The sequence below is a fragment of the Haloarcula sp. H-hyl6 genome (assembly GCF_056934455.1).
On record NZ_JBRIIK010000001.1, the window covers coordinates 1,208,222 to 1,232,960 of the forward strand.

Annotated in this window: 27 protein-coding genes; 15 read left to right on the forward strand and 12 right to left on the reverse strand. The window is 67.6% G+C overall.

Going from position 1 to position 24,739, the window contains the following annotated elements; genetic code table 11:
• Nucleotide 1: 1 nt before the first annotated feature.
• From Hhyl6_RS06355 to Hhyl6_RS06370, 4 genes are all read left to right on the forward strand, one after another.
• Nucleotides 2-976 carry a DUF58 domain-containing protein gene (locus Hhyl6_RS06355; RefSeq protein WP_483738375.1) on the forward strand — a complete coding sequence of 325 codons (975 nt, stop codon included), beginning with the start codon at nt 2-4 and terminating at the stop codon, nt 974-976.
• On the forward strand, nt 973-3,201 hold the full coding sequence (locus Hhyl6_RS06360) for a transglutaminase TgpA family protein (RefSeq protein ID WP_483738376.1): 2,229 nt from the start codon (nt 973-975) through the stop codon (nt 3,199-3,201). Before Hhyl6_RS06355 ends, Hhyl6_RS06360 begins: the two co-directional genes overlap by 4 nt.
• 54 nt (nt 3,202-3,255) lie before the next feature.
• Nucleotides 3,256-3,549 (forward strand): stress response translation initiation inhibitor YciH, encoded by a 294-nt coding sequence (yciH, locus tag Hhyl6_RS06365; RefSeq protein WP_004516073.1) that lies wholly within the window; start codon nt 3,256-3,258, stop codon nt 3,547-3,549.
• Nucleotides 3,550-3,654: 105 nt separating this feature from the next.
• Nucleotides 3,655-5,019 (forward strand): sensor histidine kinase, encoded by a 1,365-nt coding sequence (locus Hhyl6_RS06370; RefSeq protein WP_483738377.1) that lies wholly within the window; start codon nt 3,655-3,657, stop codon nt 5,017-5,019.
• Between the two features lie 64 nt (nt 5,020-5,083).
• On the opposite strand, the gene engB is transcribed toward Hhyl6_RS06370, so the two are convergent.
• Nucleotides 5,084-5,701, reverse strand: a complete 618-nt coding sequence (gene engB, locus Hhyl6_RS06375; RefSeq protein WP_483738378.1) for a GTP-binding protein EngB — start codon at nt 5,699-5,701, stop codon at nt 5,084-5,086.
• A gap of 102 nt (nt 5,702-5,803) precedes the next feature.
• Between engB and Hhyl6_RS06380 the strand changes: the two genes are divergently transcribed.
• Nucleotides 5,804-7,084, forward strand: a complete 1,281-nt coding sequence (locus Hhyl6_RS06380; protein WP_483738379.1) for a TIGR00341 family protein — start codon at nt 5,804-5,806, stop codon at nt 7,082-7,084.
• A gap of 61 nt (nt 7,085-7,145) precedes the next feature.
• The gene (locus Hhyl6_RS06385; protein ID WP_483738380.1) at nt 7,146-7,859 is read left to right on the forward strand and encodes an SIMPL domain-containing protein; all 714 of its coding nucleotides are present in this window, start codon (nt 7,146-7,148) and stop codon (nt 7,857-7,859) included.
• 44 nt (nt 7,860-7,903) lie between these two features.
• Here the strand turns inward: Hhyl6_RS06385 and Hhyl6_RS06390 are convergent, their stop codons facing one another.
• Entirely contained in the window at nt 7,904-8,329 is a 426-nt protein-coding gene (locus Hhyl6_RS06390; RefSeq protein ID WP_483738381.1) for a hypothetical protein, read from the reverse strand.
• Nucleotides 8,330-8,656: 327 nt separating this feature from the next.
• Nucleotides 8,657-9,655: an NOG1 family protein gene (locus Hhyl6_RS06395; RefSeq protein ID WP_483738382.1), complete on the reverse strand. Its 999-nt coding sequence runs from the start codon at nt 9,653-9,655 to the stop codon at nt 8,657-8,659.
• A gap of 147 nt (nt 9,656-9,802) precedes the next feature.
• On the opposite strand from Hhyl6_RS06395, the gene Hhyl6_RS06400 reads away from it, so the two are divergent.
• Nucleotides 9,803-10,831 (forward strand): DUF7972 family membrane protein, encoded by a 1,029-nt coding sequence (locus Hhyl6_RS06400; protein ID WP_483738383.1) that lies wholly within the window; start codon nt 9,803-9,805, stop codon nt 10,829-10,831.
• 78 nt (nt 10,832-10,909) lie between these two features.
• A complete protein-coding gene (locus Hhyl6_RS06405) occupies nt 10,910-11,230 on the forward strand; it encodes an ASCH domain-containing protein (RefSeq protein WP_483738384.1) in 321 nt (106 codons plus the stop codon).
• A 36-nt stretch (nt 11,231-11,266) separates the two neighbouring features.
• On the opposite strand, the gene Hhyl6_RS06410 is transcribed toward Hhyl6_RS06405, so the two are convergent.
• The 3 genes from Hhyl6_RS06410 to pdxT form a co-directional block, all read right to left on the reverse strand.
• On the reverse strand, nt 11,267-13,144 hold the full coding sequence (locus Hhyl6_RS06410) for a PAS domain-containing sensor histidine kinase (RefSeq protein WP_483738385.1): 1,878 nt from the start codon (nt 13,142-13,144) through the stop codon (nt 11,267-11,269).
• A 212-nt stretch (nt 13,145-13,356) separates the two neighbouring features.
• Nucleotides 13,357-13,650, reverse strand: a complete 294-nt coding sequence (hisE, locus tag Hhyl6_RS06415; RefSeq protein WP_483738386.1) for a phosphoribosyl-ATP diphosphatase — start codon at nt 13,648-13,650, stop codon at nt 13,357-13,359.
• Between the two features lie 42 nt (nt 13,651-13,692).
• Nucleotides 13,693-14,286 carry a pyridoxal 5'-phosphate synthase glutaminase subunit PdxT gene (gene pdxT, locus Hhyl6_RS06420; RefSeq protein WP_483738387.1) on the reverse strand — a complete coding sequence of 198 codons (594 nt, stop codon included), beginning with the start codon at nt 14,284-14,286 and terminating at the stop codon, nt 13,693-13,695.
• 146 nt (nt 14,287-14,432) lie between these two features.
• Here pdxT and Hhyl6_RS06425 point away from each other — a divergent pair, with 146 nt between their 5' ends.
• The gene (locus Hhyl6_RS06425) at nt 14,433-15,467 is read left to right on the forward strand and encodes a PrsW family intramembrane metalloprotease (protein WP_483738388.1); all 1,035 of its coding nucleotides are present in this window, start codon (nt 14,433-14,435) and stop codon (nt 15,465-15,467) included.
• On the opposite strand, the gene Hhyl6_RS06430 is transcribed toward Hhyl6_RS06425, so the two are convergent.
• Nucleotides 15,464-16,099: a riboflavin synthase gene (locus Hhyl6_RS06430; protein ID WP_483738389.1), complete on the reverse strand. Its 636-nt coding sequence runs from the start codon at nt 16,097-16,099 to the stop codon at nt 15,464-15,466. The two genes, Hhyl6_RS06425 and Hhyl6_RS06430, sit on opposite strands and share 4 nt — an antisense overlap.
• Nucleotides 16,100-16,243: 144 nt before the next feature.
• Here Hhyl6_RS06430 and Hhyl6_RS06435 point away from each other — a divergent pair, with 144 nt between their 5' ends.
• Nucleotides 16,244-16,387: a hypothetical protein gene (locus Hhyl6_RS06435; protein WP_483738390.1), complete on the forward strand. Its 144-nt coding sequence runs from the start codon at nt 16,244-16,246 to the stop codon at nt 16,385-16,387.
• Here the strand turns inward: Hhyl6_RS06435 and Hhyl6_RS06440 are convergent.
• Both Hhyl6_RS06440 and gap read right to left on the reverse strand, forming a co-directional pair.
• Nucleotides 16,384-17,589 (reverse strand): phosphoglycerate kinase, encoded by a 1,206-nt coding sequence (locus tag Hhyl6_RS06440; protein ID WP_483738391.1) that lies wholly within the window; start codon nt 17,587-17,589, stop codon nt 16,384-16,386. The genes Hhyl6_RS06435 and Hhyl6_RS06440 overlap by 4 nt on opposite strands.
• A 162-nt stretch (nt 17,590-17,751) precedes the next feature.
• Entirely contained in the window at nt 17,752-18,759 is a 1,008-nt protein-coding gene (gene gap, locus Hhyl6_RS06445) for a type I glyceraldehyde-3-phosphate dehydrogenase (protein WP_483738392.1), read from the reverse strand.
• A gap of 198 nt (nt 18,760-18,957) precedes the next feature.
• Between gap and Hhyl6_RS06450 the strand changes: the two genes are divergently transcribed.
• Complete coding sequence (locus Hhyl6_RS06450; RefSeq protein WP_483738393.1) at nt 18,958-19,344, forward strand: Hsp20/alpha crystallin family protein; 387 nt, start codon at nt 18,958-18,960, stop codon at nt 19,342-19,344.
• A 181-nt stretch (nt 19,345-19,525) separates the two neighbouring features.
• On the opposite strand, the gene Hhyl6_RS06455 is transcribed toward Hhyl6_RS06450, so the two are convergent.
• On the reverse strand, nt 19,526-20,404 hold the full coding sequence (locus Hhyl6_RS06455) for an ATP-grasp domain-containing protein (RefSeq protein WP_483738394.1): 879 nt from the start codon (nt 20,402-20,404) through the stop codon (nt 19,526-19,528).
• 145 nt (nt 20,405-20,549) lie between these two features.
• On the opposite strand from Hhyl6_RS06455, the gene Hhyl6_RS06460 reads away from it, so the two are divergent.
• The 3 genes from Hhyl6_RS06460 to Hhyl6_RS06470 all read left to right on the forward strand — a co-directional run bounded on the left by Hhyl6_RS06460 (nt 20,550) and on the right by Hhyl6_RS06470 (nt 22,561).
• Nucleotides 20,550-21,782, forward strand: a complete 1,233-nt coding sequence (locus Hhyl6_RS06460) for a hypothetical protein (RefSeq protein WP_483738395.1) — start codon at nt 20,550-20,552, stop codon at nt 21,780-21,782.
• An 85-nt stretch (nt 21,783-21,867) separates the two neighbouring features.
• The gene (locus tag Hhyl6_RS06465) at nt 21,868-22,227 is read left to right on the forward strand and encodes an ArsR/SmtB family transcription factor (RefSeq protein ID WP_483738396.1); all 360 of its coding nucleotides are present in this window, start codon (nt 21,868-21,870) and stop codon (nt 22,225-22,227) included.
• A 1-nt stretch (nt 22,228) separates the two neighbouring features.
• Entirely contained in the window at nt 22,229-22,561 is a 333-nt protein-coding gene (locus Hhyl6_RS06470; protein ID WP_483738397.1) for a DUF7521 family protein, read from the forward strand.
• A 37-nt stretch (nt 22,562-22,598) separates the two neighbouring features.
• On the opposite strand, the gene Hhyl6_RS06475 is transcribed toward Hhyl6_RS06470, so the two are convergent.
• Both Hhyl6_RS06475 and Hhyl6_RS06480 read right to left on the reverse strand, forming a co-directional pair.
• Nucleotides 22,599-22,805: a hypothetical protein gene (locus Hhyl6_RS06475; RefSeq protein ID WP_483738398.1), complete on the reverse strand. Its 207-nt coding sequence runs from the start codon at nt 22,803-22,805 to the stop codon at nt 22,599-22,601.
• Nucleotides 22,806-22,964: 159 nt separating this feature from the next.
• Nucleotides 22,965-23,498 carry a 50S ribosomal protein L16 gene (locus Hhyl6_RS06480; RefSeq protein ID WP_483738399.1) on the reverse strand — a complete coding sequence of 178 codons (534 nt, stop codon included), beginning with the start codon at nt 23,496-23,498 and terminating at the stop codon, nt 22,965-22,967.
• Between the two features lie 172 nt (nt 23,499-23,670).
• On the opposite strand from Hhyl6_RS06480, the gene Hhyl6_RS06485 reads away from it, so the two are divergent.
• Nucleotides 23,671-24,669 carry a glutathione S-transferase family protein gene (locus tag Hhyl6_RS06485; RefSeq protein WP_483738400.1) on the forward strand — a complete coding sequence of 333 codons (999 nt, stop codon included), beginning with the start codon at nt 23,671-23,673 and terminating at the stop codon, nt 24,667-24,669.
• Nucleotides 24,670-24,739: the final 70 nt, after the last annotated feature.

Consider the following 24,739-nt stretch of genomic DNA (forward strand, 5'->3'; position numbering starts at 1 on the left):
GATGCGTCCCACACGTCGCGGCGTCGGCGTCCTGTTGGTCGCCGGTGCCGCCGTCGCCGTCGGGTCCCAGTTCGGTCAACAGGCGCTCGGTGCCGTCGCCGGCCCCCTGCTGGTCGCCGTCGTCGCGGCCGCCGGACAGGTGTACTGGGCCGGCACGCCGACCGTCGACCGGACCCCGCCACGTCGGGGGTTCCCCGGTGAGCGTCGGACCGTCGAACTCGACGTCGAGGGGAACGGGGTCGCCCGCGTCACCGACCGACTGTCCGACGGCATCAGCGGGACGGCCACCGCCACGCGGTCGCTCCCCACCACCGTCACCTACGACGTGACCTACGAGCGCCGCGGCGACCACCGCATCGGCCCGGTCGACGTGCGACTGACGGACTCGCTGGGGCTGGTCGTCTCGACGACCACCGTCGAGGTCACGGACGACCTGCTGGTGTACCCGGAGGTGTACCGACTGGGCGGGCCGGACGCGTTCGTGCGGACCCTCGTCCCCGACGCCGAGGACCGACAGGCGTTCGACCGCCTCCGGGAGTACGTCCCGGGCGACTCGCTGCGGGACGTCCACTGGAAGTCAAGCGCCAAGCGCGACGACCTGTTGGTCAAGGAGTTCGCCGACCGGAACAGCGACCGCGGCCTCCTCGTCGTGGCCGAGTCCGCGGAGGGTCACGCGGACGAGATGGCCGCCGCCGCCGCGACGGTGGCGATGGGTGCCCTCGAGAGCGGGTTGACCGTGGAACTGGTCGCGCCCGACGCCACCGTCCCCGCCGGGTACGGCGACACGCACCGGACCCGTCTGCTGGAGACGCTTGCACGGACGACCGCCGGCGAGACGGGACGGGCCGACGACGCGGACGTGCTGATAACCGCAGACGACGGCGGCGTCACCGTCACCGTCGAGGGCCGCCGGCAGGCATTCGACGACGTGACGACGGGCCGTGACAACCCGCTCGCGGGGGAGGTCGGCGCGTGAGCGGCGTACCCGCTCGCCTCGGGGGGCGACTCCCGTGGGACGAGACGCGACTGCTGGCGCTCCTGTCGGTGGCGCTGGCCCTCGGGGCACCCCTCCGGACGATGTACCATCTCATCGACGTGGTCGGTTCGCCCACGGTGTTCCTCGCCGTGAGCGGCGTCTCGCTCGCGGCCGCGGCGCTGTTGGCCCGTGTCCTGCGCCCGGTGTTGGCTATCGCCGTCGGGACGGTCCTGTTCGGCGCGGGACTGGTGTGGTACGTCACGAACCTCTCGACGGACCCCGCGCTGACCGCGCTCCTGCGCGACACCGCGGCGCTGTTGAGCGGCCGGCGACTGCTCCAGATAGCCAACGTGCGCCTGTGGGTCATCTCCTTCGCCCCCGCACCGGTGTTCCTCACGACGTACTTCGCGCTCCGGCGCTGGTACGTCACGGCGGTACTCGCGGCGGGGACGACGCTCGGCTTCTTCGTCCTCACGACTGACGCCGGCGTGGTCACCACCTTGCTCGGCGTCGTCGGCGGGTTCGCCGCCGTCGGCTTCGGCACCCTCGATACGCTCTCTCCGCCCGGCGACGAACCCATCACAACCGCCGAAGAGCGGACCGGCGTCGACGCCGACGACAGAGACGAGGACGGCGTCGACTCGGGGCGTCGGGGCGTCCTCGAACTGCTGGCGGCGATAATCGTCCTGCCGGCGATACTCTCGCGCCTCCCCTCCGTCACCGGGACGTCGCTGTCCTTCGCCGACGCCGAGAGCCCGACCGTCGAGGGGAGCCTCGTCAACGCCGACGAGTCGCTGACGGTGCAGGGAGACATCTCTCTGACGCCGACCGTCCGGTACACCGTCGAGAGCGACGAGAGCCGGTACTGGCGCGTCGCGGCCTACGACCGCTACACCGGTGACGGGTGGGTCCGGACCGGCAACAGCAACCCGTACGACGGGAACCGACTCGATGGGCCGCCCGGCGACAGTCGGACGCTCCGGCAGTCCTTCGAGGCCGAGTCGGACATCGCCACGGTGCCCGCCGTCTGGAAACCGGTCCGGTACAACGGCGACCCCGACGTCGAGTTGACGAGTCACGGCGGCCTCCAACCGGTCGACGGCCTCGTCGCCGGCGACAGCTATCGGGTCGTCAGCGAGGCCGTCGTCGCGACGCCGCGGCAGTTGCGCGATGCCGGCGAGGACTACCCAGACCAGGTCTCCCGGCGCTACCTGCAACTGCCCGACAGCACGCCGGACCGGGTCGCGGAGACGACGGCGACGCTGACGGCCAACGCAGAGAACCCCTACGAGACGGCGCTGGTCGTCGAACAGTGGCTTCAGAACAACCGCGAGTACTCGCTGGACGTCGAGCGACCGGACCGCAACGTCGCCGACCGGTTCCTCCACGCCATGAACCGCGGCTACTGCGTCTACTTCGCGACGACGATGGTCGTGATGTTGCGCACACAGGGGATTCCCGCCCGCATGACCGTCGGCTACACGCCCGGCGAACGGGTCGGGGAGAACCGCTGGGTGGTCCGGGGACTCGACTCCCACGCGTGGGTCGAGGCGTACTTCCCCGGCCACGGCTGGATTCAGTTCGACCCGACGCCCAGCGAACCGCGGGCGGCCGCCGAACAGGCCCGCATCGAGGAGGCCCGGGCCGAGGGCGAGGACGACGTCGACACGGGTGAGACGGGCAACAACTCGGAGTACACCCAGACTGAGACGCCCACCCCGCCGCCGCTGACCGAGACCACCGAGACCAACGAGACGGAGACACCAACGCCGTCGAACACCACCGCCGAGACGGCGACGCCGCTCCGACCAGGCGGCGACACCGGCACCGAACCCGGCGACACCGGGCCGACGCTCCCGGACCTCCCGTCGCGGGAGGAGACGGCGCTCGGGCTGGTCGCTCTTCTCGGGACGGCGGCCGGCATCCGGCGGTCGGGCGTCGCTGGCCGTCTCTCTCGGGCCGTCTGGCTCCGCTACCAGCGGCGCGAAGACCCCGAGACGGACGTCGAGCGAGCGTTCCAGCGCGTCCAGTACGTACTGGCGGAGGACTACCGGCCGCGCGAGGACGGCGAGACGGTCCGGACGTACCTCGACGCTATCGACGCCGACGAGGACGTCCGTCGCCTCGCCACCCTGCGGGAGCGACTCCGATACGGCGGGACAGTCTCGCAAGAAGCGGCCGACGAGGCCGTCGAAATCGCCGACAGCGTCGTCTCGAACCGGTAAGCCCCGCTTTCCCCCGACAGTGTTTAATACGAAGGTTTCGTACGGGCCGATGTAATGTCGGAAGTCTGCTCGACGTGCGGGCTGCCTGAGGAGCTCTGCGTCTGCGAGGACGTCGCCAAAGAGTCCCAGGAGATTAACATCCGCATCGACGAGCGCCGCTACGGTAAGGAGGTAACGATAATCGAGGGGTTCGACCCGAAAGACGTCGACATGGACTCGCTGTCCTCGGACTTGAAGTCCAAGTTCGCCTGCGGCGGGACTGTCGAAGACGGGCAAATAGAGCTCCAAGGCAACCACACCGGTCGCGTCGAGGACTTCCTCCGCGACAAAGGCTTCAACGTCGCCTAACTCCTTCCCCGACGGTTCTGCGGTAGCGAAGTCGTGAGCTACTGCTGTCGGGAGTGGTGTCGGCCGAAACAATGACGTTCGAACGGACGGTGATAGCGCCCATAGATGGCGGGTGGAGATACGTCGGCGGTCCTGGTCGTCTCCGACGGTGGGACGGAGGCGGCCGAACTCGAAGCGAGGGTGGACGGGAGCGTGGAGTCGGTCACCGTCCTGACGGACCTGACGGCGGTGTTCGACGAACTGACCAACTCCGTCTACGGGTGTCTCGCCCTCCCGGCGACGGTCGGTGACCAGTCCGGGACCCGAATCGCCTACGGAATCACCGCGCTGTTCCCCGACCTCCCCGTGGTCGTCGCTGGCGTCGACCCGGTGGCGGTCCCGGCGGACCTGTGCGTGGTCGCCGTCGAATCGTCGCTCGGTTCGCGGCCCGCGGCCGACGCGGTTCGACAGGGACTTGACGGCGACGCCCCGTCGGTGGCGGGGCGACCACCCTCCCCGATGGAGACGCTGTTAGTCTCGCTGTTCGCCGAGATGCCGGACCACCTGTACGCGAAAGACGACCGGGCGAGACACGTGCTGATGGGGCGTGGGTTCAACGAACCGACCGACCGACTCGGCCTCACCGACCGGGAAGTGTCGGAACTGGCCGACGAACACGCCGAGGCGGCCTACCGCGACGAGATGGACCTCCTCGAGAACGAGACCGAGCGCATCGACGTCGAGGAGTTTCTGGACCTCGAGGCGTCGTACGTTCGGACCCGCAAAGTCCCGTGGTACGACGCCGACGGCGACGTGCAGGGACTCGTCGGCCTCACGCAGGACATCACCGCGCGGAAGGCCCGCGAACACGAGTTGCGGCGACAGCACGAACGGATGGTGAAAATCGCGCTCGTCGCGGCCCACGAGTTCCGGAACGAACTGCAAATCGTACACGGACGCCTCGAACTGCTGGACGACGACGCGCAGATTGCCCCCATCGAGGAGTCGCTGTCGCGCATCTCCTCGCTGGTGGACACGGTGGTACAACTCTCGGCGAGCGAGCACGAGCGACAGGAACAGAAGCCGGTGTGGCTCTCACGGCTCAGCCGGGAGGTGTGGGAGACGGTGGCCGACGAGCACGCGACCCTCGACGTCGACGGCGACGCCCGCGTCGTCACCGACCAGGAGTCCGCGAGTCTCCTCCTGCAGTTCCTGTTCCAGAACGCGCTGGAACACGGCGGACCCGCCGTCACGGTGACGGTCGGCAGGACGCCCGACGGCTTCTTCGTCGAGAACGACGGCCCGGGAGTCGCGGTCACGCCGCCAGAGCGCGTGTTCGACGCCGGTTACACGACGGTCGAGGGGAACACCGGGTTCGGCCTCTACATCGCGAAGTCGGTCGCCGAAGACCAGGACTGGTCGCTCTCGCTCGCGAACGTCACCGACGGGTCGGTCCGGTTCGAAATCGGGAACGTCGTCCTGCAAGAGTAGGGTCGACAGCGGCGCTGAAGACCATTCAGCACCGGGACCGGGGAGGAGTCACCAAAACGGCCGTTCAGAAGAACTGGAACAGGTCGTCGCGCTGAGCCTCGTGGAGGTGGTGTCGAACCGCCTCGTTCAGCGCCGAGACGTTGCCCCGTTTGGCTGAGATGGGGGCGATGGTCTCCTGCCACTGCTTCCACGGCGGGTAGAGCCCCAGACGGTCACACAGGTCGTTCAGACGCTCGTCCTCGTCGTCCACCTTGTCCATCTTGTTGACGGCGACGACGGGTTCGACGCCCACCTCCCGGAGGAAGTGGAACATCTCGACGTCGTGGGGTATCTCGTCGGGGCCGGAGTGGCGGTCGATGATGTCGATGACCGACTTCCCGTCGACGACGAGGATGCCGACCAGAATCTTCTCCGCGTTGGCCTCGACGTATCGGACCACGTCGGTCTTTATCTGCTCGCGGACGTCCTCGGGGACGCCCTTCATGAACCCGAACCCGGGGAGGTCGGTGATGACGAAGTCCGGGCCGGCCCAGTCGTAGTGGTTGGGTTTGCGGGTGACGCCGGGTCGCTGGCCGGTGTCGAAGGTGTGGCCGGTCACCTCCCGCATCAGCGTCGACTTGCCGACGTTCGACCGGCCGACGAGCACCACTTCGGCGTCGCGGTCCGGGCGTGACTCGAACATATCCCCCGTACAGCGCCGACGGGGAAAAGCGCGTCAGTTTGGTCCGGACCGCGGCGACGCTCACCACCCGGGTTTTTGTCCGGCGGCGTCGCACGGATAGCCGTGCGGTTGGTACATCTCTCGGTCCCGACGGGCAAGCGCGAGGCGGCGCTCGGCGTCCTCGACGACGAGGGCATCGACTACGTCGTGAGCGACGAGACGAGCAGTCGGGAAATCGCCGCCGTCGTCTCCTTCCCGCTCCCGACGAACGCGCTGGAACCCGTCCTCGAAGCCCTGCGTGCGGTGGGTATCGACGACGACGCCTACACCGTCGTCGTCGAGGCCAACACCGTCATCTCGCGCCGTTTCGACGACCTCGAGGACCGCTACGCCGAGGAGGAAGACGAGGACCGCATCGCCCGCGAGGAACTGACCGCGAAGGCCAACGAACTCGCCCCCTCCCTGCCGACGTACGCCATCATGACCGTCATCAGCGCGGTCATCGCCACCGCCGGTCTCCTGTTGGACTCGCCGGCCGTCGTCGTCGGGTCGATGGTCATCGCGCCGCTCATCGGCCCGGCGATGACCGCCAACGTCGGCACCGTCGTCGACGACCACGAACTGTTCGTCCGCGGCGTGAAGTTGCAGGCGTTCGGCCTGCTGTTGGCAATCGCCAGCGCCACCGCCTTCGCCCTGTTCGTGCGGACGGCGAACGTCGTCCCGCCGCTCGCCGAAGTCACGTCCGTCGACCAGATACGCGAGCGAGTCGCGCCGGACTTCCTCTCGCTGGTCGTGGCCCTCGGCGCGGGCGCGGCCGGCGTCATCAGCCTCACGTCCGGCGTCTCGACGGCGCTCGTGGGAGTGATGATAGCCGTCGCGCTCATTCCGCCGGCGGCGACCGTGGGCATCGGTATCGCGTGGGGCGAGCCGCTGGTCAGCATCGGGTCCAGCGTCCTGCTTCTCGTGAACGTCCTCTCGATCAACCTCGCCGTCCTCGTCGGCCTCTGGTATCAGGGGTATCGTCCGGAACACTGGTTCCGCGAGGGGAACGCCCGCGCGGCGACGGTCAAGCGAATCGGCGTCCTCGTGGCCGCCATCCTCGTCCTCTCGGCGTTCCTCGGCGGGGTCACGCTCGACACCTTCCAGCGGGCGACCACCGAGGCGTCGGTACAGGACCGGGTCGAAGGGGCCGTCGACGAACCGTTTCAGGTCCTCGACGTCGACGTCGAACAGACCAACACCGTCATCTTCCAGCGACCGCGGCGGGTCGTCGTCACGGTCGGCATCCCACCGGGCACCGACCCTCCCGGATTGGCCGCGAAACTGGACGAGGTGGCCGACGCGGCCGCCGGCCGGGACGTCGAAACGTCGGTCCACTACGTCGTCGTCGAGACGGCGTCGTGACGCTCAAACCGGCGTTTGAACGTCCGACGAGGTAAATACGGAGTGTTGCGTTGAGTCTCGTATGGTCTCCAGACCACTCGCAGTTGCAGGCGTATTGGCCCTCCTGTTGGCCGGCGGTGCCGGGTTCGCACTCGCGGATAGCGGCGGCGCGCCGACGGCGGAGAACGCCACCGTGAGCGTCAGCGCGGACGCGACGGTCGAACGCGCACCCGACCGAGCGACGGTCACCGTGGCCGCCGTCGGCCGCGGCGAGACGGCGGCGGCCGCGCGGGACAACCTCACGGGCGACGCCGACGCCGTCCAGCAGGCCCTCGAAGACGCGGGCGCGAACGTCACCTCCTCGCGGTTCAGCATCTACCCCGAGTACGAGCGCACCGAACGGGGCCGCGAACAGGTCGGCTACGTCGCGGTCCACACCGTCGAAGCCGAGACGAACGACGTCGATGCGGTCGGGTCTCTCATCGACACCGCCGTCGACGCCGGGGCCGACCGGGTGGAAGGCATCCGCTACGAACTGAGCGAGGACACCCGACAGGCCGCCCGCGAGGAGGCCCTCACCACGGCGATGGAACGGGCCCGCGCCGACGCCGAGACGGTCGCCGCCGCCGAAGGCCGGACCCTCGACGGCGTCGCCAGCATCCAGACGAGCGACAGCGGCCGGTACGTCGTCCGGACGGAGGCCGCGTTCGCCGCCGACGCCGGCGGCAGCACGACCATCTCGCCCGGCCCCGTCACCGTCGACGCGACGGTGCAGGTGACCTACGAGTTGAACTGAGCGGAAAAACGGCTTTTTCGGATTATTCGACGAGCCGTACCGAATCAGGAAGCGGGCGGGCAGTCGGGGTTCCCGTCGTCCTCTGTCGAATCGTCATCGCTCTCGTCCGTCTCGTTAGCGGTGTACCTGTCGTCGGCCGGGTCGAAGTCCATCTCGGTCGACGGCACCTCGTCAGTCTCGACTGCGAGGTCGCCCTCGTAGTAGACCCGGAGGTTCACCGATTCGTTCTCGGTGACGTCGACGAGGAGGAACGTCTCCTCGACGGTGCCGGACTCGTTCAGACTCGTCTCGTAAGTGACGTTCTCCAAGTTGTCGGTGCTCTCGCCGCTCCCGTCGTTCCGAACGACGTAGCCCGCGAGGCCGTCGTCCGAGTCGATGCCGTAGGGGACGACGGTCAGGCTGACGTCACAGTTTCCGGGCAGCGACGCGTTCTCGCTCCCGTCACAGGCGTTAGTGTCTTGGGACGCCATCGCAGCGGCCTGCGAACCTGAGGCGCCGAGCGCACCACCGACGAGAGCGACGGTACTGCCGAGGAGGAGTGCCGATACGACTACGATAAGGACCGATGTTCGTTTCGTTCGTGGGTTCATTGAACTGTCTCGTTGATAGCCGGCAACGGCAGGTGCGTCACGAAACTGCGAAGGGCCGTTGGGGCTGAGAGAGTCAACAAACCGACCAATCATACTTACTGTGTAAATAACGTGGTAAAATGTCCGATTAACGGTGTTCGAGGAGAAGGTCCGAGACGACCACCGACCAACGTGACTCGCTACCGACTGCACCCCGCGGTGGGACGGTCACTCCTCGTCGAACGGCAACTCTATCTCGTATCCGACGGCGTCGATGGCCGCCTGCAACACCGCGTCGACGTTGTCGTCCTCGGTGACGCTCATGTAGTGGTCGGCCTCGACGTCCGTCGAGCGGTCGCTCTTGTTGGCGATGGTCAGCACCGGAGCACCGAATCGTGACTCGATGTCGTTCCGGAGGTCGAGTTGCTGGTCGAGCGGGTAGCCACACTCCTCGCTCGGGTCGACGAGGACGAGGACGGCGTCGGCGACGTGTTCCAGCGCGCTCACGGCCTGTGACTCGATTTCGTTGCGCTCCTCCGGCGGTCGGTCGAGTAGTCCGGGCGTGTCGACGAGTTGGTAGCGGATGCGCTGGTCCTCGACGTGACCGACCCGAATCTGGGTCGTCGTGAACGGGTAGGAGGCTATCTCGTTGTCGGCCCGCGTCACCCGGTTGACGAACGAGGACTTCCCGACGTTGGGGTAGCCGGCGACGACGACGGTGGGTTCGTCCGGGCGGATGTCCGGGATGCCCTTCAGCGCGTCCCGAGCGGTCGAGACGGCCGCGAGGTCGTCTTCGACCTCCTCGACCACGTCGGCCATGCGGGCGAACGCCTGCTTGCGGAGTTTGCGGGCGGTGTCCTTGTCGCCGCGGACGAGGCGGCCCTCGTACTCCTGTCGAATCTCCTTGGCCTTCCGGCCGGCCCACGACACCTCCGAGAGGTGCTGTTTCAGGGCGTCGACGCCCGGGTCGTCCTCGGCGGGGTAGGCGTCGCCGACGATGGCGTCGGCGAGTTCGACGTAGAAGGGGTCCAAGTCGTCGATGGTCGGCCACGACTGCGCGACGTTCTGGAGGTTGTCGGAGACGATGTTCGAGGCCGTCATCAGCATGGACTGCTGGGCCTCGACGCCGTCTTTGGCGCCGCCGGCCCGCGTCGCCCGCGAGAAGGCCTTGTCGATGACCTCCTCGGCGGTCGGCGTAGTCGGCAGATTTTCGAACGGATGGCTCATTACGGCGCTGTAGACGGCCGGCGCGTAAAAACGCGTCCACTCGCCACGCAGCGTCACCCCATGGCATATTACCCCCGAGGCCGAGAGGTTGGAGCGCATGCTCGCGTTCGGATGGACACGCGTCGGCGAGGGGGCGCGGCCGCCCGTATGACAGACCGCACGTCGTGGCTCCGGTTCGAGGCACGGTTGTTCAGGGACGACGCCCTCGAGTGGTTCCTGTTGACCGGCGACCGGCGTCTCGTCAGCACCCTCCAACTCGGTGTGTTGGTGACCACGGTCACGACGGTCGTAAACTCCAGCCTCGTGCCACTGCAGTCGGACACGCCGGTCCTGTTCCTCCTGTTCGCGCTCATCGCCGGCAACTTCACGCTCATCGCCATCGTCACGTCGCTCAGCCAGTTCGTCCTCGGTCGACGCCTCGAGTCCCCGGGCGAGATTCGGGCGGAGATAGAGGAGACCATCGCCTATCGCCGGGACGTCGGCGAGACGAGTGGCCAGCGTCTCATGCCGGTGAAACCCGACGCGTTCCTGTTGCAACTCTACCGGAACGCCCGGGACGACCTCGAATCGCTCACCGCCGTGACCGACGAGACGCGGACGAAGCGGACCCGCGAGGAACTCGAAGACCTCGTGGCGGGACTGGAGACACACATCGACTACGTCATCAACCTCCTGAGACTGCCGTCGAGCGGGCTGAAACACGCGCTGTTCGTCACGCTGGCGACGGACTACGAGAACTACGTCCACCGCACGTGGTACCTCCAGACGGAGTACGACGACGAGTACACGGACGAGGTCAACGAACCGCTCACTCGGTTGACGGAGACCCTGGAACACATGGTCGTCGCCACCCGGATGTTCAAGACGACGTTCATCGAGGCGGAGGTGGCCGAGCTATCGCGGTACCTCCTCTACGTCGGGTTGCCGGCCCAGATAGCGGCGGTGCTGGTGACGCTGCTCTACACGACCCCCGGGACGCCGCCGTCGGTGTCGAGCGGGACCCTCGAACTGCTCGTGCCGGCCGTCCTGAGTGCCGGGTTCGCGCCGTTTCTCGTCTTGAGTTCCTACGTCGTCCGACTCGCTATCGTGGCCCGTCGCACCGCCGAGAGCTTCCCGTTCAGTTCGCAACTCGACAGCGCGCTCACGTCTCGCGGCGAGTTCGGTGACGACACCTGACGCCGTCGTACCCCGCCGCGACGCCGGACCGAGCGGCGGGCGGCACACGTTTTTCTCCGTGGCGTCCCGAACGCCGGTATGGCACACATCGACGCCGGCGAAGTGCTGCCCAACGAGCACGTCCAGCAGATGGCCGCCGCGGGCCGCGTGACACAGATGCACCGCGGCCACCAGTACGCCGAGGAGGGCGACACCTTCGAGATAGACGGCCAGCGCTTCGAGGTGACGGACGTGACCCACCGGACGCTGGGCGACCTGACCGACGAGGACGCCCGGCGCGAGGGGTCGGAAGACTTAGACGCGTACCGCGAGCGACTGGACCGCGTCCATGACGAGTTCGAGTGGGACGACGACAGCGAGGTCGTCCGGCACAGGTTCGAGCCGGTGTCGTCGGAATGAGCGAGAGGACGCGCCCGGTCGGGGAGTCCGTCGCTCTCAGTCGTCGCCGACGTCGACGCCGGTGACCTCGAATCGAGCGCCGCCGTCGTCGCTCTCGGTGACCCGCACGTCCCAGCCGTGAGCCTCGACAATCTGTCGGACGATGGCGAGGCCGAACCCGGTGCCGTCTGACTTCGTGGAGTAGCCGCTCTCGAAAACCGAGTCCCGGTCGTCCTCGGGAATCCCGCACCCGTCGTCGGCGACGTAGAACCCGCCGGGACAGTCGCCGACCGTGACGGTCACGGCTTCGCCGCCGTGCTCCACGGCGTTCCGAAAGAGGTTCTCCAGTACCTGTTTGAGTCGGGTCGGGTCGGCGCGAATCGTGCGGTCCGTCTCGACGGCGAGCGTCGCCCCGCCCGTCTCGACGGTGGCCCAACACTCCTCGACCACCGACCCGAGCACCACCGGTTCGAGTTCCCCGATGGCCTCGCCGGTCCGGGCGAGCAACAGGAGGTCTTCGATGAGCGCCTCCATCCGGTCCAGCGAGCGCTCGATGGCGTCGAAGTGGCCGCTGTCGCACTCCTCGCGGGCCAGCGTCAGTCGGCCGGACGCGACGTTCAGCGGGTTCCGCAGGTCGTGGCTCACCATGCTGGCGAACTGTTCGAGTCGGTCGTTCTGAGCCGCCAGCGTCCGTTCGCGTTCCCGCAACTCCTCGTCGCGCGCGACGGCGTCGAGGGCCGCCTCCATGTTCGCCGCGAGGACCCGCCCGAGAGCGACGTCGGCGTCGTCGAACACGCCGGGAACCGTCGAGGCGGCGATGAGGACCCCGTGGTCACCGAGCGGGAGGTACAGTTCGCTCTGAATGGGCGTGTCGCTGTTGTACACGTCCGGGTCGTCCCGAACGTTGCCGATAGCAGTCACCTCGTCGCGCTCGAACGCCCGCCACGCGATACTCTCGGCCCCGGTGAACGTGGGTAGGTCGCCGACGAGTTCGCGCAACTCGGCCGTCGCGGCGACGGGGACGAGGGCCCCGTCCTCGTCGACGAGGTGGACGGCGTTCGCGTCGAGGCCGAGAATCTCCGAGGCCGCCGCGACGCCGATTCCGGCCACCGTCTCGGACCGCTCCCCGCCCATCAACTTCCGCGTGGCCTCGTGGAGCGCTTCGAGACGCTGTTCGCGGGAGTCGCGCTCGGTGGCCCTGCGGAAGATGGTGACGACGGCGTCGTCTCCGTCCCACGTGATGTCGGAGAACGTCGCCGTGACCGAGACGGGGGCCCCGGTCGTCGGCCGGACCGTCGCCTCTCGCGTGCGTGCCGCGGCGTTGGCCCGCCCCGCCGGCCGGAACGTCTCGTCCCCGACGTCGACGAGGTCGGTGGCCGGTCGCCCGACGAGCGTGGCCGTTCCCCCACTTCCGAACAGGTCGGCGGCGTTCCGGTTGGCGTAGGCGACTGTCCCCTCGACTGTGACGAGAATCGCGTCGGGTGCGGCGTCGAGGAGCGCCTCGATACTCGTCTGCTCCACGCACGCTTGCTGTTTCGCTCGCGCGTACTCGGCCGCGTTCCGCACCCGCCGGGCGAGGAGTCGATACTGTTCGTCGGACCCGTCCCGTCGCATGTAGTCGGTGACGCCGGCCGCGATGGCCTCGCTAGCGACCGACTCGCTCCCCCGGGCCGTGGCGATGACGAACGGGAACTCCGGGTCCTCGGCCCGGACCGCCTGCAGGAAGGCGAGTCCGTCCACGTCTGCCATGGCGTACTCGCTGACGATGCAGTCGAACGCCTCGTCCCGGAACCGTGCGAGCGCCTCGGCCGCACCCGTCGCCGTGGCCACCTCGAACCCCTCGTCTACGTCTTCGAGCGCCGTCGCCACGACGTCGAGAGTCTCCGCGTCGTCGTCGACGTAGAGTACCTCGATGGTGGCCGGTTCGGCGCACATGGGGAGAAACGAGGGCGGAACGAACTTAAATTATCTACCTGCCAGTGTGGGGAACGTGTCGTCGCTCAGCGCCTCGCTCTTGTTCCGCGGTTCCCTGCGGTCACCGCGTCGTTTTTCGAGCCCTCTCAATTCGTTCGGGCGCTCGCTCTTGCTCCACGGGTCACTTCGTTCCCCGTTCCGCTTCGAGGCCCCTCGCTGCACTCAGCGCCTCGCTACCGCCGCTTCCCCAGTTCGGCCCGCAAGTCGGCCACGTCCATGTCCTTCATCGCCAACAGCACCAGCAGGTGGTAGACGATGTCGGCAGACTCGTGGGCCAGTTCCTCGCGGTCGTCGTCTTTCGCGGCCAGAATCAGTTCGGTCGTCTCCTCGCCCAGTTTCTCCAACACGGCGTTCTCACCCTTCTCGTGGGTGAACAGCGACGTGGTGTAGGAGCCCTCTGGGAGGTTCTCCTTGCGGTCCTCGATGACCGCGAACAGGTCGTCGATGACGTCGTCGGCGTCGTCCATACGCCGGGAGACGTCCGGGCGCGCCTTCAGGCCGTCGAACCCCTACGACTCCACGGTGTCGAAGAAGGCGAGGTCGTGGATGCGAGGGTCCTCGGTCAGTTCGGGGTGGAACGAGGTGCCGACGACGGGACCGTCGCGCACCGCGACGGGGCGGTCGTCCCACGAGGCCAGTACCTCGACGCCGTCGCCGACGTAGTCGATGACCGGCGCGCGGATGAACACCGCTGGGAACGGCGATTCTAGCCCGTCCACGTCCAGCGGTGCCTCGAAACTGTCCTTCTGCCGGCCGAAGGCGTTGCGCTCGACGGTCACGTCCAGCACGTTCAGCGTGTCCACCCGGTCGTCGTGGGCGTCGCTGGCGGCGACGATGAGGCCCGCACACGTCGCCAGCACCGGTTTCCCGGCCTCGACGTGGGCCGTGATTTCGCTGTCGATACCCTCCCGGCGGACGAGTCGAGAGATGGTCGTCGACTCCCCGCCGGGCATCAGGAGGACGTCGCAGTCGGGGACCAACCCCGACTCCCGTATCTCGACGACCTCCGCCGTCTCGCCGTGGGCCGCCGCCGCACGCTCGATGGCCGCCGCGTGCTCGGAGACGTCGCCCTGCACGGCGAGGACGCCTGCCCGTAGACTCATATGCAGGGCGGTAGGCGGGGCACCGTCAAAACCCTCTCGTCTCCGCGGAGAATTGTCGGCGTCTGCCGCCGATGCCGTCGAGGAGCGACGGCCGACGCGGGACCGGGAGCCAAACCGTTAGGTGGCGCGCTACCCAGAGAGAGAGCATGGGAAAACGACGGCGAGACCCGGTAGCGTCGAACGCCGACCGGTCGGCGGACCTCTACGAGATAGCCGACTGGGAGGTCCGCTCACGGTTGGACCGGTTCGCACACTGGCTCTATCATGCCGGCCTGTGGGCGCTTCGCGGACTGGTCATCCTCGCCGCCGTCGCCATACTGGTGTTACAGGTCGCCTTCGGCAGTCTGGGCGCGCTGGGCGTCCAACCCCTGTTCGCCGGCCTCGCCGCCCTCTCGGCAGTGCCGGCGCTGTTGCTCGCGGCCTACATCTGGTACGCCGACGTGACCACCGCCGAACCGCTGACGCTACTGGTCGGGACGTTCCTGCTGGGGGTGCTGTTCGCCGGGTTCGCCGGGTTGCTGAACGTCGTCCTCGGCGGGCCGGTACAGGCCATCGGGTCCGGATTCGGTCTGTTCCAACCGGCCGGGACGCTCTTTTTCTTCTTTCTCGTCGTCGGCCCCGTCGAGGAGAGCGTGAAACTGCTCGCGGTTCGGCTGTACGCCTTCCGTGACGACCGGTTCGACGCGGTCATCGACGGCGCGGTGTACGGTGCGGCGGCGGGACTCGGCTTCGCCACCATCGAGAACGCGCTGTACATCGTCCAGAACACGGACGTGGTCACCGGAACGCTGGCGGCGTTCGACGCGGGCAGCGACATCGCGGCGGTGCGGGCGCTGGCCGGTCCGGGCCACGTCATCTACTCCGCGTTCGCCGGGTACTACCTCGGACTGGCGAAGTTCAACCCCGACGACGCCGGCCCCATCGTCCTGAAGGGATTGCTCATCGCCACGGTCATCCACGCTACCTACAACTCGCTGTCGGGCGTGGCGACCGGCGTCCTCTCGCTAGTGTTCGGCGTCGACCAGCTAGTGGCGTTCTTCGCGTTCGTGTTGGTGTACGACGGCGTCTTCGGCCTGCTCCTGTTGCGGAAACTCGACGCCTATCGACAGGCCTACCGAGCGGCCAACAGTCCGCCGGCAGACGCCCCTCGTACCCCCGAGCAGACCGAGTTCGACCCCTAACAGAGCTGTTCGACGTACTTCGCGACCACGTCGACTTCCAGATGCACGGGGTCGCCGACGGACTTCTCCGAGAGGGTCGTCTCCGCGTACGTCGTCGGGATGATGGCCACGTCGAAGGACTCCGCGCGCCGGTCGGCGACGGTCAGGCTGATGCCGTCGACGGTGATGGAGCCCTTCTCCACGAGGTAGTCACGCTGGCTCTCCGGGAGCGAGAACGTGAACGTCCAGTCACCGTCGTACTCGCTCCCCTCGGACGACGAGGCCCCACTCGCGTCGCTCGCGGGACCGTCCCCCTCTCGCTCGATATCCGTGATTTCGGCGGTGGCGTCGACGTGTCCCTGCACGATGTGACCGTCGAACCGGCCGTCGGCCGGCATCGCCCGTTCGAGGTTGACCGCGTCGCCCTCGGCGAGGCCGTCGAAGTACGTCCGGGCCAGCGTCTCGCGGGCGAGGAACACCTCGAACCACTCGCCGTCGGCGTACTCCTCGACGGTCAGACAGGCCCCACTCACGCTTATCGACTGGCCGTGGTCGAGGCCGGAGAAGGGCGCACCGATGCGCACACGGCGGCCGCCCTCGTCGTCCACGACTGCCCGTACCTCCCCCGTCGCCTCCACGATGCCGGTGAACATACCGGACGGAGGGACGCCGGCGTCGAAAACACTTCGACTCGCGGAGCGGCCGGCCGCCGGAGACGAGACACTTACTCGCAGGCGAGTTGTATTTTTACATAATCAATCGCAAGGAATTTAGTCGCCTCGCTCGTAGCAGGTCGTATGCCTGCGATGGCTCCCCGAAAGCGCGACGACGGAGATTGGACGGCCCGACACGCGCGAACGCGCTCCCGCGAGAAGCGGCCGGCGGCGGTCTACGACCCCGAAGAGGGGCGCGGGCGCCGTCACGCCATGACGAAACGCTAGCGCTGGAGTACTTCGACACCCACCAGTTCTGCGCCGGTCAGCGCCCGGATGTAGGCCCCGCCCGCGATGGAGACGTGGCCGAACTCCTCCTCAGACATCCCGTACATCTCGATGGCCCGAGAGGTGTCCCCGCCGCCGACGACTGAGAAGCAGTCGGTGTCCGCGATGGCCTCGAGGACGCCCGCCGTCCCCACGGAGAAGCGCTCGTCCTCGAACATCCCGAGCGCGCCCTTCACGAAGACGGCCTCCGAGTCGCGGATGACCGGTGAGTACTCCATGACCGTCTCGCTGCCCACGTCGAGGTAGGAGACGGTCTTCTCCTCGATGTCGTCGACGCTCTGTTCGGCCCGAGAGCCGTCCTCGTCCTCGTACGCGAGGTCGACCGCGAGCGTAATCTGGTCGCGGTGGTCCTCGAGCATCGACTCGATTTTGTCGCTGTTTGTCTCCCACTGCTCGTCGTAGAGGTTGGCGTCGTCGATGTCGTAGCCGACCGGGTAGCCCGCCGCGCGCAGGAACAGTTCGCCGGCGATGCCGCCCAGCAGGAAGTCGTCGACCTTCTCGTCCAGGTGGGTCATCACGTCGATGACGTCTGTCGCTTTCGTGCCGCCGACGACCATCGTGACGTTGCCCTCGAACTCCTTCTCGGCGATGGCGGTGTTGGCCTCGTACTCCGTCTCCATGACGCGGCCGGCGTAGGCGTCCATCACCAGCGGGAAGCCCACGAGCGAGGCGTGCGAGCGGTGGGCCGCCGAGTAGGCGTCGTTGACGTACGCGTCGAACTCACCTTTCAGCGTCTGGACGAACTCCGTCTGGGACTTGACCTCTGGGTCCTCCTCGGGGAGTTCCTCGTCACACATCCGGGTGTTCTCAAGGACGAGGACGTCGCCGGCCTCCAGCCCCGCTATCTCGTGGATGGCGTCGGGACCGAAGGTGTCCGCGACGAACTCGACGTCGCTGTCGATGTGGTCCGCGAGGATGTCTGCGTGCTGTTCGAGCGAGACGAAGTCGTCCCGGCCGGGGCGGCCCTGATGGGCCATGACCGCGATTTCGAAGTCCCGGTCGACCAGTTCCCGGATGGTCTCTGCGTGGCGGTCGAACCGGCGGTTGTCCTGTACCTCGCCGTCCTCTACGGGCGAGTTGAGGTCGAGTCGGACGAGGACGCGCTGGCCGTCCTCGATGTCGTCGAGCGTCTGGAAGGTCATCACGCGGGACAACGCCGGCCCCGTGTATAGGCGTTTCCGAGTCGGGCGGTCTGCGTCGGCGGTCCGGGCCTCCAGCGCGCGCGAGACGGCCGTGAACCGGCGGCGAGACCAGTCGGTCGACGGGCGACGCGCGAAAGAAACGCTGCGGGCGGAGACCGACGGTTACTGCTCGGTGATGTACTGAGCGACGTCCAGCATCCGGTTCGAGAAGCCGTACTCGTTGTCGTACCACGTCAGAATCTTCGTCATCCCTTCGACGACGTTCGTCGACTGGAGGTCGACCTGCGTGGAGTAGGGGTCCCCGAGGATGTCGGAGGAGACGACGTCCTCGCTCGTGACGCCCAGCACGCCTTCGAGTTCGCCGGCGGCGGCCTCCTCGAAGGCGGCGTTGACGTCGCTCTCGGTGACGTCGTCGTCGAGGTCGACGACGAACTCCGTGATGGAGCCGTTCGGGACCGGGACGCGGATGGCCATCCCGTCCAGTTTGCCCTCCAGTTCGGGCAGGACCTCGGTGGCGGCCTGTGCGGCGCCGGTCGAGGTGGGGATGATGTTCTCGGCGGCGGCGCGGCGACGGCGCGGCTTGCTGTTGGGGCCGTCCATCAGGTTCTGCGAACCGGTGTACGCGTGGACCGTCGTCAACTGGCCGGCGTTGATGCCGAACTCCTCGTCGAGCACCTTCGCGACGGGGGTGATGGAGTTGGTCGTACAGGAGGCGTTCGAGACGACGTCCTCGCCGTCGTACTCGTCCTCGTTGACGCCGTAGACGATTTGCTTGACCGGTTCGTCGCCCTTCGGCGGTGCGGAGATGAGCACCTTGTCGGCGCCCGCCGCGAGGTGTTGGCTGGCGTCCTCCTTAGTGCGGAAGATGCCGGTCGCTTCGAAGGCGACGTCGACGTCGAGGTCGTCCCACGGGAGTTCCGTCGGGTCCGTCTCGTGGAAGACGCCGGCCTCGAAGTCGGTGCCGTCGACGGTCAGCACGCCGTCGTCGACGCTTGCACCCTCGAGGTTGCCCATCACGGTGTCGTACTGGGCGAAGTAGTCTATCTCGCTGTCGTCCATCACGTCGTTGACGCCGACGATTTCGACGTCGTCGTTCTCCAGCGAAGCGCGGAATACGTTGCGGCCGATGCGGCCGAAGCCGTTGAGGCCAACACGAACTGGGTCGCTCATACCGCCTAGTAAACCTGCGCTACGGAGTAAAGTGTTTTCGGAGTTGTCTGGGGCGTGATTGTTTATGTTTATTCCGTATCGATTCTGTGGTCACAGTTCACACACGCATCCGAGTGGTGCGTGCGAGACGAGGGGTCGAAGCAAAGAGTGAGACCGTCAGAAGGCTTTTCAGACAGAGCGACGTACCGCTTCTTACTGATGAGACGGGACGACAACGACGACCCCTTCGACGAGTTCTTCCGGGAAATCGAGCGCATGATGAACGACATGATGGGCGCCGAAGGGGACGTCCACATCGACCGCGACGGCGCGACCGACGGCGGCGACCTGCACGTCGACGTGCACGAAACTGACGACGAGGTCCGCGTGGTCGCCGACATCCCCGGCGTCGAGAAGGACGCTATCGACCTCAAGTGCGACGGCAGCGTCCTCACCATCGACGCCGGTAGCCACCAGCGAGAGTACCACGAGCGACTCACCCTCCCGAGCAAGGTCGACGAGCACTCCGCGTCGGCCACCTACAACAACGGCATCCTCGAGGTCACCTTCGACCGAGAGGAAGACTCCGCGGACATCGAACTGTAAGGTCGTCCCGCCTTCGTCTCCTCCCCCTCGCGTTGCTGCGCTCTCGACCGGACAGCCACGCTACCAGTCCAGCGCAGTTCGCCGAATCGACCCCGCCAAATCGCCCCGAGACCACGTTTTTCGCCGAGTGGTGCGCGAAGCGGACCCGAGGACGAAAAACGTGGGCGAAAAAGCCGCCCGCTCACTCCGTTCGCGGCCGGTCCAGCGCAGTCCGCCGAATCAACCCCGCCAAATCGTCCCAGAAGCCGTCCTCGTACTTCGTCGCGCTGTCGATGGTCGGTCGGGCGTTCGTCTCGTTGACCACGGCCCGGTCGTCGGTCACGAGCAAGTCGACCCCGAGGTACTGTACGTCGAGTACCTCGGCCGTCCGTTCGGCGAGCGTGCGCAACTCCGCTGGTAAGTCGACGCCCTCGGCGTCGGCCCCGCGGTGGACGTTGTGCTTCCAGCGGCCCCGCTCGCGGGCCGTCGTCGGGAGACGGCGCTCGACGGCACCGACGTACTGCCCGTCGACGATCATCGCCCGGTAGTCCCGCGCGTCGGGGAGGAACTCCTGCACCAGAAACGAGCGGTCGCCGGTCGCGCGGTAGTCGTGGACCAAATCGAGGTAGTCCGCGACGCCCAGAAACGAGTCGAGGTCGTGCACCGTCGTCACGCCCACTCCGCGCGTGGTCGAGTTGGGCTTGACGACCACCGGCGGGCCGATTCGCTCGAAGGCCGCGACGAGGTCGGCCTCGTCTGCGGGGTTCGACACCAGCACCGTCTCGGGGACCGACACGTCGGCGCGGCCGAGTCGAGCGAGCACGTCGGCCTTGTTCCGGGAGCGCAGAATCGCCTCGCGGTCGTTGACCCACGGCACGTCCAGCATCGCGTCGGCGACGCCACCCTCCATGAGTCGCGAGGGGTAAACGAACCCCACGTCGTAGTCGTCGAACGGGTTCTCCGCAAGCGGTACCGCCCGTTCGCTGGCGTCGACGTAGCCGACGGCGATGTCGCGGGCCGCGAGCGGGTCGGCCATCCGCTCGAACGTCTCGGCCCGGGTCGTGACGGCGAGGTCCAGCATCGTCGGTGCTTGGGTCGGTCGCTACATAGGTGTGTTTGCTCCCGGCGGCGAACGGCCTCGTATAAAAATCCCGAGGCCGGTCCGCAGGAGTGCGCGAACGACCCACCCACTCTTTATTTCGGACCCGGTACGCTCGGACACGACGATGGTCTCCGACGACCCCTCCACCGAACAGTCCCGCCGCGGGTTCCTCCGGCGCGGGTTCGGCGCCGTCGCGGCCGGTGCGGCGGCCAGTACCGCTGGTTGCCTCTCCAGCCTCCCGCCACTCGGCGGGTCGCTGAGCTACGGCCGCCTCGACGTCCCCCCGTCCGCTGACCCCGTCTACCGTCGCTGGCTCCCGACGCCCGCCGCCTTCGACGGTCGATACGACGGGGGCTACCCCTTCGCCTACGTCGAACCCGGGCCGTACGTGCCTCGCGCGCCGCAGAAATTCCGGGCCCGCCGTGCGTTCGCCAAGCGGGACCTGGACTACTTCGGCGTCGGGTACGCGAACTTCGACCGAGTGGTGTCCTGCGACCTCGGGACCGTCCTCGAAGGCGAGTTCGACCGCCACACGGTGACGACGACGCTGGCCGACAGCGGCTACCGCGCGGCCGGAACCTACCGCGGGTTCGCCCTGTACGAGCGAGCGGACACCCGGCGACGGGCCGCCGTGGGCGACGGCGTCGTCGTCTGGACGACCGCGCGTCTCGACGACCACCCCGACCTCGAACTGCTCGTCGACACGGGCCTCGGCGACCGGGAGCGCTACCACGAGGCCGACGCGGCGTTCGCGTCGGTCAGCGAGGCCGCCGGGGCGACCCGGCAACTGGTCGCCGGGCCGTACAGCATGGACCCTCGTGACTACTCGGAGTTCGGCGCGGACGCGTTCCGCCTCGGCGACGACGCGGCGTATCAGGTGCTGACGATGTCGTTCGCCGAGGGGCGGACGCCCACGCAGGACGCCCTCGAATCGGCGTTTCGCGACAGCTACCGGCTCACCGAGGCTCGCGAGGGCACCGAGGTACTCGTCGACGGCTCGCTGGCGACGGTGGCCGCCCGCGCATCCTTCCGTGGTCCGGTCGATGCGACACCCGCATCGGACCCGCCACAGGTCACGTGGGGCGGCTCGTACGACCCCGAGACGGAGACGCTCACCCTCCGCCACGAGGCCGGCGACCCGGTCCCCGGGTCGTGGCTCCACCTCGACTTCACGGACGAACCGAACCGGCACGAAATCGAGTACGTCCCCGTCTGGAGCGGGGCCCGGCGCGTCGGGCCCGGCGATACGACCACGGTCGACCTGAGCGAGCGCCCGACCGCGACTGCCGTGTCGCTCCTGCTCTCGCCCGGCGAGCGTGGCGTTGCGACCCTGTACCGCTACGAGCTACCCCGTTGACTGGACGATGTACAGAACGCACCCGCCGGCCGGCCGTACCGGCCCCGCGACCGCACGAACCGAGACAAACAGCTATGACCGCAGGATGATAGACGAGAGTGTGTCCGAGGAGTCCGACCTGTCTTCGCTCATCGAGGTGCTCGACGACGAACACGTCAGACGTATCCTCGTCGCGACGAGCGTCGAACCGCGGTCCGCCACCGAGTTGAGCGAGCGGTGTGACGTGTCGGTCTCGACCGTCTACCGCCGGGTCGAGCGACTGACCGACCTCGACCTGCTCGCAGAGCGGACCCGTCCGCGGGCCGACGGCCACCACGACACCGTCTACGTCGCGACGCTCGAGCGGTTCGAACTCACGCTGGACGACGGCGACATGGAGTGGACCGTCGACCGACGCGGCGAGGACGTGGCCGACCAGTTGACCCGCCTGTGGGGGAACTTCTGAGATGCCACCGTTCGCCTCACCCGTCGCCCTCCTCGCCGGCGTCGCCGCCACCGGGTCGGCCGTCGTCGGCCTCTACATCGGCTACCACGCCTACCGCGGCCTCCGGCGGAACGACGACCGGTCGATGCGGTTCCTTTCAATCGGGATGATACTGCTGTTCGGCCTCGCGTACGCGCTCGCGCTGGCCGGACAGGGACTCGTCGCGTTCCGCGTCGTCTCCATCCAGTATCAGGCAGTCGTCCGACTGGTCGTCCGGGTCGTCCAACTGGTCGGCCTCCTGTGTATCGCCTATTCGCTCCGTATCGCGACGGCCCGCCGGTCGACGGCGGAGTGACGACCCGGTCCACCGCATAGTTCGAAAACGCGTCGTCTCACTCCTCGGCATCGGCGCGCCCGCGGCCCTTGAGCAGGACCCACAGCACGATGATTGCGCCCTCTGCACGCGCGACGGAGTACACCCACGGTTTGAGTTCGACGTCGCCGTCCTCCGCGGCGAGGTTCATCCAGAAGTCGACCATCTGTCGGGGCGCGGCCAGTTCGAGGAGTCCGACCACGAGCAGTAGCAGTCTGAGTGCCATGTCTCTAGGTACGACATGTTGACTCAATACGATTTCGGCGGTGGCGTCGGAGTCGGCCGCCGTCGAGTGTCGGTGGCGACGGCGCGCCAGCGCACCCGCTCTGCGGTGAAGCGATAGTCGCCGAGGGCGGCGACTCGTCGAACGCGTTCGTCGCGCGGATTACGCGATGAGCAGTTCCTCGCCGCGCTCGACTTTGATGCGGCAGGAGGGGGTAATCTTGTTGTAGGCGCGGCGGAACGCCTCTTTGACGTGTTCGGCGTCCTCGACGTTGCAGTAGGCGGTGAAGAGCTGTTCGCCGGCCTGCACGCGGGCGGCGGTGCCCACGATTTTGCCGAAGGCCTGTCGCATCCCGTCTGAGACACGGTCGGCCCCGGCACCGGTCGCCTGCTTGTTCTCGCGCAGGACCTGGTGGGGGAACTTCCGCAGCGTCATGCGGTAGTCGCCGTCCTCGCCGAGTTGCTTGATGAGGTGGCGGTTGGCCGACAGGCGGGAGGCCTCCAGCGACCCGTGACGCAGCTGGACGGACTCTTCGACGATGAGGCTAATCTGGACGGGGTAGTCCTCTTTCTCGGCCTGCTTGCGACCCATCTCGTGCTGTGCAATCTTCGAACCGGGGATGCCCGTGATGTACTCGCGCCGGGTGTACGACGGCTTGTCGATGTCCCGGTACATCGAGGCAGGTTTGTCCGACATAGGTACTCTTGGCGGATACGTGGCCGAGCGCCCCAATAAGGGCTTCGAAGGGCGGGCGAGGGAGTGCGTCGGCCTCACACACCACGTAGCGGCCCTGACGGCGCGACAGCGGTGACACGGATGTTACCTCGCTGGGGTGTTTATTCCGGTCGAGCGCCAACCGGCGGGCACGATGAACATGCTCGTCGACGGGGAGTGGCGGACCGACGCCTACGAGAGCACGAACGAGGACGGGGAGTTCGACCGGCAGGACACGACCTTCCGGAACTGGGTCGAGGACGACCCTGACGCCCGCTTCCAGCCGGAAGCCGGTCGCTACCACCTCTACGTCTCGCTCGCCTGTCCGTGGGCCCACCGGACGCTGCTCGTGCGCAAACTGAAGGGGCTCGACGACGCCATCGGCGTCGACGTCGTCGACCCCTACCGCGACGACGACGGCTGGCAGTTCACGCCGGAGAAGGAGGGGTGTACCGAGGACTCGCTGTACGGGTCGGACTACCTCCGGGACCTGTACGTGAAAGCCGACCCGGACGCCACCTGTCGCGTGACGGTGCCGGTGCTGTGGGACAAACGGGAGGAGACCATCGTCAACAACGAGTCGAAAGAGATTCTCCGGATGCTCGACACGGCGTTCGACGACGTGGCCGAGAACGACGTCGACCTCTACCCCGAGGGGTATCAGGACGAGATAGACCGCGTCATCGACGACATCTACGAGCCGATCAACAACGGCGTCTACCGGGCCGGGTTCGCGGACACGCAGGAGGCCTACGACGACGCCGTCGCGGAGCTGTTCGACGCGCTGGACTACTGGGACGACGTGCTGGCCGACCAGCGGTATCTCGCGGGTGACCGCCTGACCGAGGCGGACATCTGCATGTTCACGACGCTGGTGCGCTTCGACGAGGTGTACCACACCCACTTCATGTGCAACCACCAGTTCGTCCGGGAGTACGACAACCTCTGGCCGTACCTCCGTGACCTCTACCAGACGCCCGGTGTGGCCGAGACGGTGAACATGGCCCACATCAAGGAACACTACTACACCACCCACCCCGACGTCAGTCCGAAGCGCATCGTGCCGATGGGGCCAGACCCCGACTTCGAGGCTGCCCACGACCGGGACGAACTGCCCGGCGACGCCCCCGAAGACCTGTTCGCGGCGGTCTGAAGCCACGTTCGAGTGCCCCTGTCGGACGGTATCGAGCGGTGAGGCCGAGCGAGCGCTTTTCTGTCGAACC